The sequence below is a fragment of the Pseudomonas sp. SWRI51 genome (assembly GCF_014268825.1).
Classification (GTDB): domain Bacteria; phylum Pseudomonadota; class Gammaproteobacteria; order Pseudomonadales; family Pseudomonadaceae; genus Aquipseudomonas; species Aquipseudomonas farsensis.
The window spans coordinates 1-12,162 of record NZ_JABWRG010000131.1; the positions used below are offsets into that span (position 1 = coordinate 1).

General features: G+C 64.2%; 8 protein-coding genes. 3 read left to right on the top strand and 5 right to left on the bottom strand.

Going from position 1 to position 12,162, the window contains the following annotated elements; all coding sequences use genetic code 11:
* Positions 1 to 220 precede the first annotated feature (220 nt).
* The 4 genes from HU720_RS22665 to HU720_RS22680 all read right to left on the bottom strand — a co-directional run bounded on the left by HU720_RS22665 (position 221) and on the right by HU720_RS22680 (position 5,208).
* Positions 221 to 1,879, bottom strand: coding sequence for a bifunctional protein-serine/threonine kinase/phosphatase (locus HU720_RS22665; protein WP_186523130.1), 1,659 nt, complete (start codon positions 1,877 to 1,879; stop codon positions 221 to 223).
* Positions 1,876 to 3,087, bottom strand: coding sequence for a nitrate/nitrite transporter (locus HU720_RS22670; RefSeq protein ID WP_186523131.1), 1,212 nt, complete (start codon positions 3,085 to 3,087; stop codon positions 1,876 to 1,878). The genes HU720_RS22665 and HU720_RS22670 overlap by 4 nt, the downstream gene beginning before the upstream one ends.
* Positions 3,088 to 3,405: 318 nt before the next feature.
* Positions 3,406 to 3,984 carry an ANTAR domain-containing protein gene (locus HU720_RS22675; RefSeq protein ID WP_186523133.1) on the bottom strand — a complete coding sequence of 193 codons (579 nt, stop codon included), beginning with the start codon at positions 3,982 to 3,984 and terminating at the stop codon, positions 3,406 to 3,408.
* 9 nt (positions 3,985 to 3,993) lie between these two features.
* Complete coding sequence (locus HU720_RS22680; RefSeq protein ID WP_346656608.1) at positions 3,994 to 5,208, bottom strand: CmpA/NrtA family ABC transporter substrate-binding protein; 1,215 nt, start codon at positions 5,206 to 5,208, stop codon at positions 3,994 to 3,996.
* 127 nt (positions 5,209 to 5,335) lie between these two features.
* Between HU720_RS22680 and HU720_RS22685 the strand changes: the two genes are divergently transcribed.
* Complete coding sequence (locus tag HU720_RS22685) at positions 5,336 to 6,358, top strand: quinone-dependent dihydroorotate dehydrogenase (RefSeq protein ID WP_186523137.1); 1,023 nt, start codon at positions 5,336 to 5,338, stop codon at positions 6,356 to 6,358.
* Between the two features lie 109 nt (positions 6,359 to 6,467).
* Here HU720_RS22685 and rmf read toward each other — a convergent pair whose 3' ends face one another.
* Positions 6,468 to 6,683: a ribosome modulation factor gene (gene rmf / locus HU720_RS22690; protein ID WP_023533691.1), complete on the bottom strand. Its 216-nt coding sequence runs from the start codon at positions 6,681 to 6,683 to the stop codon at positions 6,468 to 6,470.
* Between the two features lie 548 nt (positions 6,684 to 7,231).
* Here rmf and rlmKL point away from each other — a divergent pair.
* Together rlmKL and HU720_RS22700 are read left to right on the top strand one after the other, a co-directional pair.
* Positions 7,232 to 9,439: a bifunctional 23S rRNA (guanine(2069)-N(7))-methyltransferase RlmK/23S rRNA (guanine(2445)-N(2))-methyltransferase RlmL gene (gene rlmKL / locus HU720_RS22695; RefSeq protein WP_186523148.1), complete on the top strand. Its 2,208-nt coding sequence runs from the start codon at positions 7,232 to 7,234 to the stop codon at positions 9,437 to 9,439.
* A 99-nt stretch (positions 9,440 to 9,538) separates the two neighbouring features.
* Positions 9,539 to 11,929, top strand: a complete 2,391-nt coding sequence (locus tag HU720_RS22700) for a diguanylate cyclase (protein ID WP_186523157.1) — start codon at positions 9,539 to 9,541, stop codon at positions 11,927 to 11,929.
* Positions 11,930 to 12,162: the final 233 nt, after the last annotated feature.

The following is a 12,162-nucleotide window of genomic DNA, read 5'->3' on the forward strand; positions in this document are numbered from 1 at the left end:
GGATCTGTGCACCCACCAGAATCGCTGGGGCTGCTTCGCAGCCCTTTCGCGACACAAGGCCGCTCCTACACTGACCGAGTAGACGGCATCGATATGGAATGGGCGAGCTCTGTGGGAGCTGGCGACAGCCTGCGATGAAGCCGCAACAAGCCTGCGCAGATCTGGGCCCCATCAAGACCCGGGATGGGCGCCGCGGCGAAAGGGCGCACCGCACTTCTACTCAATGCTTGAGCAGCACCAGCAGCAAAATCAGGTTCATCAGCAACGAAACCAACCCCACTGTCTGCCAAACCTTCAACGGCTCTCGCTCAAGCAACGGCCGTGGCCGCTCGGCCATTTCCTGGCGATCACCGCGCTCCAGCAACAGCAGCCACTGCTCAGCCGTTTCAAACCGCTGCGCCGGGTCCGCCGCCACCGCTTGTTGCAGATTGCGCTGCAACCATTCCGGCAAGTCAGGGCGATACCGGGCCGGGTTGACCGGTTGGCCGAACCGCGGCCGCTGGAACGCCTCCACTTCGCCATAGGGGTAATGGCCGGTCAGCAGGTAATACAAGGTCACGCCCACCGCATACAAGTCCTGGCGCGCAGCGGGCGCCGCCCCGTCGAACGCCTCCGGCGCTATGTAGGAAGGGGTGCCCGGCAACGCATTCGGTTGGTCTTCGCTAAGCCCCGGGCAGTAGGCCAGCCCGAAGTCCAGTAAGCGCAACTGGCCATCGCTGCCCAGGTGCAGGTTCTCAGGCTTGATGTCGCGGTGCAGCAGGTTGCGGCGATGCAGCACGCCTACCGCCTGCAACAGCTGGCGGGCGATCTCCAGCCAGCGCGCGAGCGCAAGCGGCGCCTGGCCGGCCAAGGTGCTGCCGGAGTATTCGCGCATCAGGTAATACAGGTGCTGGCGCTCGCTGGCAGGGTGAACTTCAGGAAAATGCCGGCCCGCGACCCGGCGCAAAAACCATTCCTCCTGCAGCAACGCCTGGGCTGCGCCTGGTTCCTGGTCGCGCGGATGGGGCAAGGTCTTGAGTAGCCAGTTCTGGCCGTGGGCGTCCTGTACCCGGTACAGCAGCGACTGCCTGCTTTGCGCCACGATGCCTCCCACGGCCCAGCCATCGATCACCTGGCCTTCGCGTAGAGGCCCCGGCAGCGGCCAGTGTTGCAACTGCGCCAGGGCATCGCCAAGGTTGCTGGCGCCCAGGCCATCGACGTGTACCAGCAGCGCGCTGGCGTTGTCCTGGCTGCCGTGGTGGTGGGCGGTGGCCACCAGCGTGTCGACGGCATCCTGCAGGTTGGGCTGTTCGCGCAGGATGGACTGGATGCCCAGATCGCCCAGGCTTGCCCACACCCCATCGCTAAGCAGCAGATAACATTCGCCTTGCTGCAGCTCGCCATCCAGGTAGTCGACCAGCAGGTGCTGGTCCAGGCCAAGCGCGCGCTTGAGCACGTGCTGCATGCCGGGCTGGTCCCACACATGGTCTTCGCTCAGGCATTGCAGGCGCCCGGCGTACCAGCGGTACACCCGGCAATCGCCAACGTGGGCCAAGGTGAAGCGTCGGCCACGTAATACCAGGGCGCTGAGTGTGGTCAGCAGTGGCTGGCCGCTGCCTTGGGCGCGCAACCAGCGGTTTTGCGCCAATAGAAGTTTGTCCAAGGCCTGAGCAACGCCCCAGGTCGCCGGGGTGGCGTAGTAGTCCATGGCCAATGCCTGCAAGCTGGCACGTGCGGCCAGGCCGCCGTCGGCACACTGGCTGACGCCGTCAGCCAGGGCAAACAGGTAGCCTTTACTGGCCGCAAGCTCCGGCGCGGGCGTGACCAGCCGCAGGGCGTCCTGGTTTTCATCGCGTGGCCCGGTGGCACTGGCCTGGGCAAAGCTCAGGCGCAGGCTCATACTCGCGCCGCGGTCACCGCCGCCGAGCCCCAGGTGGTGCGCCAGCGTTGTTTGACCCCGTGCAGGCCAAACCAGGCCAGCACGCCGAGGCTTGCGAACAACCACAGCGCCAACTGGTAATCACCGGTGTGTTGCTTGATGGTGCCCAGCCCTGCGGCCAGCACGAAGCCGCCGATGCCGCCGGCCATGCCGATCAACCCGGTCATTACGCCAATCTCCTGGCGAAAGCGCTGTGGCACCAGTTGGAATACCGCGCCGTTGCCGGCACCCAGCCCGAGCATGGCGCTGACGAACAGGGCCAGGGCCGCTGCTGCGCTGGGCAGGTTGAAGCCGACTGCGGCGATGCAGATGGCCGCAACGGTGTACATGGCCAGCAGCGTGCGGATGCCGCCGAAGCGGTCCGCCAGCGCGCCGCCCAGGGGGCGCATCAGGCTGCCGGCGAATACGCAGGCGGCGGTGTAGTAGCCGGCGGTGACCGGGCTCAGGGCGTACTGGTCACTGAAGTAGCCGGGCAGGGCGCTGGCCAGGCCAATAAAGCCGCCGAAGGTGACGCTGTAGAAGAACATGAACCACCAACTGTCGCGGTCGCCGAGGGCCTTCAGGTAGTCGGCCATCGCTTTTGGTTTTGGCCGTTGTGGTGCGTTGCGCGCCAGCAGGGCAAACACCAGCAGGGTCAGCAGCAAAGGCAGCACGGCAAAGCCGAACACGTTGTTCCAGCCAAAGCTTGCCGCCAGAACCGGGGCCAGCAGCGCGGCGAACACCGTGCCTGAGTTGCCGGCACCGGCGATGCCCATGGCCTTGCCTTGGTGCTGCGGCGGGTACCACTGCGATGCCAGGGGCAGCGATACGGCGAACGAGGCGCCGGCGACGCCGAGGAACACCCCCAGCAGCAGGGCCTGTTCGTAGCTGTGTACGCCTAGGTGCCAGGCGCAGGCCAGCGCGATGATGACGATCACTTGGCCAATCAGGCCGGCGGTTTTTGGCGACAGCCGGTCGACCAGCAGGCCCATGACAAAACGCAGGATCGCGCCTGCCAGAATCGGCGTTGCGACCATCAGGCCCCGTTGCTGGGCGGTGAGTTGCAGGTCGGCGGCGATCTGCACCGCCATGGGGCCCAGTAGATACCAGACCATGAAGCTCAGGTCGAAATACAGGAAGGCGGCAAACAGCGTGGGCACATGCCCGGATTTCCAGAAGCTCGTATTCATCGAACACCTCGTTCGGCGTGCTGCACAGGGGCGGAAACGAAAAAGACGCCGCTACCCGGTCCACGGCTGTGGAGGGGGAGCGACGTCTTTGTCGGGAGTGTGTGGCAACCGCCGTTGGCTACCTGGAGTTTAAGTGAGCAAGAGCCGGGCCAGTTCCACAGGCTTGAAGCTGCAACGCAGGGTTGCCCGTGTAGGAGCGGCCTTGTGTCGCGAAAGGGCCGCAGAGCGGCCCCGCCGATTTCTGTATCAGCTCAGAAAACCTAGGGGCGCTTTGCACCCCTTTCGCGACACAAGGCCGCTCCTACAGGCTCCCGTGCCTCAAGGCCCAAGCAGCTCCGACATGGCAATGATCTGCTCGGCCACTTGGATCAGCTTCTGCTGGCGGCTCATGGCCTGGCGGCGCATGAGGGTGTAGGCCTGTTCCTCGTTACAGTCTTTCATTTTCATCAGCATGCCCTTGGCCTGTTCGATGCGTTTGCGCTCGGCCAGTTGCTGGTCGCGGGCAACCAACTGGGCCTTAAGTGCCTGGTCGCTCTCGAAGCGGGCCATGGCCACATCCAGAATCGGCTGCAGGCGGGCTGCATGGATGCCTTCGACTATATAAGCGCTGACCCCTGCCTGGATCGCCTGGCGCATCACCCCCGGATCATGCTCGTCGGTAAACAGCACGATTGGCCGTGGCTGGTCACGGCTGACCATGACCACCTGTTCCATCACATCACGCCCCGGTGACTCGGTATCAATCAGCACTACATCCGGGTGCACCGTTTCGACGCAAGCCGGCAGGTCGATGGTCAGGCTTGGCGCTTCGATGACCTCGAAGCCTGACTCCATCAGCGCAGCCTTGAGGCGGCCGACTTTCTTTTCGGTGTCGTCGATCAGCAAGATACGCAGCATGGCACCCCCTCAGTAGCCGACGCGGGCGCAAGGCGCCGCGTCCAGCGCATGCAAGCTGAAGCTGCGCGCGTAGGCATGGGGGGCGCTGCCGTCCCAGCGGCCACCGTCGATCAGCAAGCTGCTGCGCATCGCCTGCTGCGGGCAGGCAACGCCAAGCGCCTCGGCGGCCTCGCGGTACAGGCCCAGTTGCTGCACCTGGCTGGCGACCCCCAGGTAGTCCGGGTCGTCGCGCAGAACGCCCCAGCGGCGGAACTGAGTCATGAACCACATGCCGTCGGACAGATAAGGCAGGTTGGCCCGGCCATCATCGAACAGGCGCAGCGGGTGCGAGTCCTGCCAATGGTTGCCCAGGCCATCATGGTAGTCGCCCAGCAGGCGCGGTTCGATGTTGCCTGGCGGGGTGTCCAGGTAGGCGCTGGCGCTGAGCAACTGCGCGGTGCTGCGGCGGTTCTCGACGCTGCTCTCGATAAAGCGGCTGGCGGCAAGCACGGCCTTGATCAGCGCCCGTGCGCTGTTGGGGTACTGCTCGACAAAGCCACGGGCGCAGGCCAACACCTTCTCGGGGTGGTCCGGCCACACCGACTGGCTGGTTGCCAGGGTAAAGCCCTGGCCTTGGGCGATGGCCGTTGCCGACCATGGCTCGCCCACGCAAAAGCCGTCGATGCGCCCAGCCTGCATGTGCGCAACCATCTGCGCCGGCGGCACCACCACGCTGTTGATGTCGCGTAGCGGGTGAATGCCTTGGCTGGCCAGCCAGTAGTTGAGCCACATGGCATGGGTGCCGGTGGGGAAGGTCTGGGCGAAGGTCAGCCGTGCGCCACCTTGGTGCACCAATTGTGCCAACGCCTCAGGGCTGGTCACGCCCTTGCGCTGCAGCGCAGGCGACAGATTGATCGCCTGGGCGTTCTGGTTCAGGCCCATGAGCACGGCCATGTCACTGGCCGGCCCGCCGCCCACACCCAGATGCACGGCGTAGACCAGCCCGTACAGGCAATGGGCGCCATCGAGTTCGCCGCTCACCAGCTTGTCGCGCAGGCCCGCCCACGAGGCCTGGCGGCGCAGGTTCAGGGTCAGGCCTTGCTGCTGGGCAAAGCCCTGGGTGGCGGCGACCACAACCGATGCGCAGTCGCTCAAGGCCATGAAACCCAGGTTCAGGCTGGTTTTTTCCGGCGCGTCGCTGCCGTTGACCCAGGCCAGCGGTGATGTCGGGAGGGCAGTATTCACAAGGAACCTCAGGTGTTCGGAAAGGGCAACATAGGCCTTGCGAAGCAACCCATGTGCCATTGCCCTGTCACCGAGGCGATGCGCTGGCTATAATCGCCACCCTCACACACCGCGAGTCCGCCCGCCCATGTATAACCTGGCCCGCCAACTGCTGTTCAAGCTCTCCCCGGAAACCTCCCACGACCTGTCGCTGGACCTGATCGGCGCCGGAGGCCGCATGGGCCTCAATGGCATGCTGTGCAAGCAACCTGCGGCGTTGCCGGTGACGGTGATGGGCTTGAACTTCGCAAACCCAGTGGGCCTGGCCGCAGGCCTGGATAAAAATGGCGCGGCCATCGACGGCTTTGCGCAACTGGGCTTCGGCTTCGTCGAGATCGGCACCATCACCCCGCGCCCGCAGCCGGGCAACCCCAAGCCACGGTTGTTCCGCTTGCCTGAAGCCACGGCGATCATCAACCGCATGGGTTTCAACAACCTGGGTGTCGATCACCTGCTGGCGCGGGTTCGGGCGGCGCGCTACACCGGGGTGCTGGGCATCAACATTGGCAAGAACTTCGATACCCCGGTCGAGCGCGCCCAGGACGACTACCTGATCTGCCTGGAGAAGGTCTACAACGACGCAAGCTACATTACCGTCAACGTCAGCTCGCCCAACACCCCTGGCTTGCGCTCGCTGCAATTTGGCGATTCGCTCAAGCAACTGCTCGATGTGTTGGCTGAGCGCCGTGAGCAACTGGCCACCGCCCATGGCAAGCGCGTGCCGCTGGCGATCAAGATCGCGCCAGACATGAGCGATGAAGAAACCGCGCTGGTGGCCGCCGCGCTGATGCAGTCGGGCATGGATGCGGTCATTGCCACCAATACCACGCTGAGCCGGGAAGGGGTCGAGGGCTTGCCGTTTGGCGGTGAGGCGGGTGGCCTGTCAGGTGCGCCGGTGCTGCAAAAAAGCACCCACACCGTGAAGGTGCTGGCGGGTGAGCTGGGTGGCAAGTTGCCAATCATCGCCGCAGGCGGCATTACCGAGGGGCGTCATGCGGCTGAGAAAATCGCCGCTGGCGCAAGCCTGGTGCAGATCTACTCGGGCTTCATTTATAAAGGCCCGGCGCTGATCCGTGAGGCGGTAGATGCAATTGCAGCGATGCCGCGCTGAGCTGTCAGAAATCGACAGGCATAAAAAAGGGGCCCCCTTTGGGACCCCTTGGGCCGCAGCCCGCCGCCCGGATGGGGCGTGCATGGTGACTCGAATTCAGTGTCCTCGTTCAGCCAACGGCGTGATTTTCGTTGAGTCTGTGAATACCAGCGGTACCAGTCATACCGTCCCAGTTATCGCCGCGGCCTTCGCGCCAGCCGTTGATCCAGGCTTGGCGGACAGATGGCAAGGTGAATGGGCAAAGTTCGCGGGATTTGCCGGTGACTCCATACTGGTAGCCACGTGAAAATGCTCTTTCCAACGGATCACGCTTAAGTCTTCTCATAGGGTGTTGCCCTCACTTGTTGACTGTAATGTCCCGTCGGCCTCTACGAGGCCGGGCAGAATCGTTCTGCCGGTTGCGCCCGCTGCCGGCGTGGCGGGCTAAAAGTGCCACCTCGTTGCGAAGCGGCCTGAGACCAGTTCTAACCAATGCGGGTGACAGTGTGAATGATCGTTTTGTCATAAGGACGTAACGTTTCTGAAGGTGAAGGGATAAGTAAATAAATGCGACTCAACCGTAATTGCCTACAAGCCCGCTATGATCAGGGTTTGGTCGGCGTTTGAAATCATTTAGCCAGTGTTGCTGGCTGAAGCCTGTAACATCTGCTAACGCGACGAAGGGTCACATCCAGGCCCTCTGTCGATGAAATTTTCACACTGCCCGACGATCCAAGCCTCTTGCCAACCGGCAGTTGCTACGTCAGTCGGGCGGCCAGGCCCAAGCGAACGTCTTCGCCGGCCACCCGCACGCTTCACAAAAAGCGTGTGGGCAAACAGCGGCAGCCGATGCGTCGGCGTGCCATTTACCTAGCCAAAGGCTCTGGATCAACCATGTCGGACCGTTTCGAACTATATCTCACCTGCCCCAAAGGCCTGGAAGGCCTGCTTGCCGAGGAAGCCCGCAACCTGGGCCTGGACGAGGTGCGTGAACACACCTCGGCCATCCGCGGCGAGGCCGACATGGAAACCGCCTACCGCCTGTGCCTGTGGTCGCGCCTGGCCAACCGCGTATTGCTGGTGCTCAAGCGCTTCTCCATGAAGAACGCTGACGACCTGTACGACGGCGTCAACGCCGTGGACTGGGCCGACCACCTGCTTGCCGACGGCACCCTGGCGGTGGAATTCAGTGGCCATGGCTCGGGTATCGACAACACCCACTTCGGTGCGCTCAAGGTCAAGGACGCCATCGTCGACAAGTTGCGCAACCGCGAAGGCCTGCGCCCCTCGGTGGACAAGCTCGACCCTGACCTGCGCGTGCACCTGCGCCTGGACCGTGGCGAGGCGATCCTGTCCCTCGACTTGTCTGGCCACAGCCTGCACCAGCGCGGCTACCGCCTGCAGCAGGGCGCCGCGCCGCTGAAAGAAAACCTTGCAGCGGCCGTACTGATCCGTTCCGGCTGGCCGCGCATCGCCGCTGAAGGCGGTGCACTGGCTGACCCGATGTGCGGTGTGGGTACTTTCCTGGTAGAGGCGGCGATGATCGCCGCTGACATTGCACCCAACCTCAAGCGTGAGCGCTGGGGTTTCAGCGCCTGGCTTGGCCATGTGCCGGCGTTGTGGCGCAAGCTGCACGACGAGGCCCTGGCACGCGCCCAGGCAGGCCTGGCCAAGCCGCCGCTGTGGATTCGCGGCTACGAGGCCGACCCGCGGCTGATCCAGCCGGGGCGCAACAACGTCGAGCGTGCCGGCCTGGGCGACTGGGTGAAGATCTACCAAGGCGAGGTGGCAAGCTTCGAGCCACGCCCGGACCAGAACCAGAAAGGCCTGGTCATCAGCAACCCGCCTTACGGCGAGCGCCTGGGTGATGAAGCCAGCCTGCTGTACCTTTACCAGAACCTCGGCGAACGCCTGCGCCAGGCATGCATGGGCTGGGAGGCGGCGGTGTTCACCGGCGCGCCTGAGCTGGGCAAGCGCATGGGCATTCGCAGCCACAAGCAGTACGCATTCTGGAACGGCGCGCTGCCGTGCAAGCTGCTGCTGTTCAAGGTTCAGCCTGATCAGTTCGTCACTGGCGAGCGGCGCCAGGCTGGCGCCGATAACACCGACGCCGACAGCCACGAGCCGCGCAGCCCGGTGGCTGTAGCCAGCGAATCTGCCCGCCTGTCCGAAGGCGCGCAGATGTTCGCCAACCGCCTGCAGAAAAACTTCAAGCAGTTGGGCAAGTGGGCCCGCCGCGAAAAAGTCGATTGCTATCGCGTCTACGATGCCGATATGCCCGAGTACGCCCTGGCCGTCGACCTTTACCACGACTGGGTGCATGTGCAGGAATACGCAGCGCCACGCTCGATCGACCCGGAAAAAGCCCAGGTGCGCCTGATCGATGCGCTGTCGGCCATTCCCCAGGCGTTGGGCGTTGACCCCAAAAGAGTGGTGCTCAAGCGCCGCGAGCGCCAGAGCGGCACCCGCCAGTACGAGCGCCAGGCCACCGAAGGGCGCTTCCAGGAAGTCAACGAAGGCGGCGTCAAGCTGCTGGTCAACCTCACCGACTACCTGGACACCGGGCTGTTCCTTGATCACCGCCCGATGCGTATGCGCATCCAGCGTGAAGCGGCCGGCAAGAACTTCCTCAACCTGTTCTGCTATACCGCAACGGTCAGTGTGCATGCCGCCAAGGGCGGTGCACGCAGCACCACCAGTGTCGACCTGTCGAAGACCTACCTGGACTGGGCGCGGCGCAACCTGTCGCTGAACGGCTTCTCCGAGCGTAACCGCCTGGAGCAGGGTGATGTGATGGACTGGCTGCGTAACGCCCAAGGCACCTACGAGCTGATTTTCATCGACCCGCCGACCTTCTCCAACTCCAAGCGCATGGAAGGGGTTTTCGATGTGCAGCGTGACCATGTCGAACTGCTCGACCTGGCCATGGCGCGACTGGCGCCCGGTGGTGTGCTGTATTTCTCCAACAACTTCCGCAAGTTCCAGCTTGATGAGCACCTGGCCACGCGGTATGCGGTTGAGGAAATCAGCGCGCAAACCCTGGACCCGGATTTTGCCCGCAACAATCGCATCCACCGTGCCTGGCAATTGCGTCTGCGCTGACTGAACTGGGGGCTGGCGTGAATGCTGGCCTTTAGCTATAAAGCATGCAGGCATTGACCATTCGCAGGACGCTGAAGCTGTAGTCGCTGAGAGTCCTCTATGTGGAAAGTACCTGCAAAGCTGTCCGGCCTGTTCGCCGAGGAACTCTCCGCCCTGGGCGTGGCGCTGACTGCCCTGGTTGCCGGTGGCGTGCTCACCGGGGCCCTGGCGCTCGCCACCCAGGCGTTCTACAAGCAGCAACTGCACCAGCGCTTCGAACTGCTGGCCAGCGAGCGCTACAGCCGCATCGCTGAGCGGTTCGAGGAGCAGGAGCAGCGCCTGGACGGGCTGCGGCGTTTCTTCAGCTATTCCTCCGACATCACCCCAGCCGAATTCGACGGTTACGCACGCCCGTTGCTGCGCCGCACGCAGGCGTTTTCGTGGGCGCCACGTGTGGCCGGCGTCGAGCGCGAAGCCTTCGAACGGATGGCCAGCGTTCGCCTGGGGCAGCCTTACCGCATTCTCGATCACGATGCCCAGGCCGGGTGGCACGCCGCGCCTGCGCGCGATGTGTACTACCCGATTCTCTACACCCAGGCGGTCAACCAGCACGGCCAGTTGTTCGGCTTTGACCAGAACGGCCAGCCGCTGCGCGCTGCGGCCCTGGCGCGGGCTGTAAGCCCGGGGAGCATGGCGGTGTCGGCGCCGCTGGACATGATCAGTGTGCAGCCGGACTACAGCCGTGGGCTACTGGTGGTAGCGCCGGTATTTGCCGATGGCGCGGCTGTCCGGGCGCCGCCGCGGGGCTATGTGATGGCTTTGCTCAGCCTGAGCCAGTTGATCGGCGAAAGCCTGCCGGCCGAAGCCGACGACAACCTGGTGGTGCGCATTTACGATTTATCTGGCGGCAGCACCCAGGAGGTGTTGTTCGACTCTGGCAACGAGCCTGCGCCGATGATGCTGGTCAACAGCCAGTTACTGCGCCTGGCCGACCATCATTTTCAGCTCGATATCCGCCCTAGCCTGGGTTTTCTGGCGGACAACCGGTCCTCGGCGGTGCAGGTGGTCGGCGTGCTGGGCGGCCTGTTGAGCGTGATGCTGGCCGCCTTGCTGTACAGCTTGTTCAGCCAGCGCCAGCGGGCGCTCGCAATGGTGGCCAGGCGTACCGCTGAGCTTCGGGTCAGCGAGCAGTCGCTGCGCGTCACCCACAACCAACTGCGTAGTGTGCTCGATGCCGCCACCCAAGTGGCAATCATCGCCACCGACCTCAAGGGCAGCATCACCACGTTCAACGCAGGCGCCGAGCGCATGCTGGGTTATGGTGCGGCCGAAGCGTTGGGCCAGCTCACACTTGAGGACCTGGTGCAGTCCGAAGAGCTGCACCGCCGCGGCCACGCGCTCGGCGTGCGCCATGGCCGCGAAATCGGTGCTGGCCAGGCTATGTTCGTCGAGACTGCCCAGGAGGCCGGGGCGCAGCCTGCGGACTGGACGCTGGTACGCAAGGATGGCAGCCATTTACTGGCCAATATGCTGGTGACCGCCGTGCTCGACGAACAGGGCCTGTGGGTGGGTTACCTGGCCATCTGCATTGATGTCACCGAGCGACGGCGTATCCATGAGGCGTTGGCTGAGCGCGACCGGTTACTGGAAAAACTCAGTGCCGAGGTGCCAGGCGGCATCTATCAGTACCGTGTGGATAGCGACGGACATTCGTGTTTCCCCTATGCCAGCCAAGGCCTGAACGATATCTACGAGGTGGACCTGGCAGTATTGCGCAAGGATGCCACCCCAGCCTTCGAGCGTATCCACCCGGAGGACCTGGAGCGGGTAAGGGCCTCTGTGCGTTACTCGGCCGAGCACCTGACGTCTTGGCGTGAGGAATTCCGCGTGTGCCTGCCGCGCGCCGGCCTGCGCTGGGTGCGAGGGGAGGCCACGCCGGAGGTCGGCGAGCAGCAGTGCACGCTGTGGCACGGCTACCTCACGGATATTTCCGACCTCAAGCGTGTGGAGGAGGAGTTGCGTGCGTTGTCGGTCACCGATGCGCTGACGGGGATCTACAACCGCCGCTACTTCCAGGATCGGCTTTGGAGCGAACTGGAGCGCGCCCGCCGCGAGGGGCTGCAGTTGGCGGTGATCATGCTGGACATTGACCATTTCAAGCGCATAAACGACCAGTTCGGCCATGCGGTAGGCGACCGGGTGCTGCGCAGCTTGTGTGAGCGTATCAGCCACCGTTTGCGGCGCAGCGATGTGTTCTGCCGGCTTGGCGGCGAGGAGTTCATGGTGCTGTGCCCGGGGAGTGATGCCGAACAGGCGCGGATGTTGGCACTGGAGCTGTGGCAGGGCGTGCGTGGCACGCCGGTGGACGGGGTTGGGCAGGTTACCGCCAGTTTTGGTGTGGCCGGATGGCGGGGCGGGGAAGGCGCTGATGCATTGCTGTTGCGCGCCGATGCCGGGGTTTATGCCGCCAAGCAGGCGGGGCGGGACCGTGTCGAGGGTGAGCTGGTTTGAGCTGTGGCTGCACCGGCCTCATCGCGGGGCAAGCCCGCTCCCACAAGAAGAGATGCCCGGGCGAGAAGGTGTGTAGGTACCCCATGCCTGGGGTCCTCTTCCACAGAGTGTGGCTTGCCACTACATCGACGTTTACGCGGTCAGTGTAGGAGCGGCCTTGTGTCGCGAAAGGGCCGCAACGCGGCCCCATTATCTGCGCCTCATGAAGATTCGGCGGGGCCGCTATGCGGCCC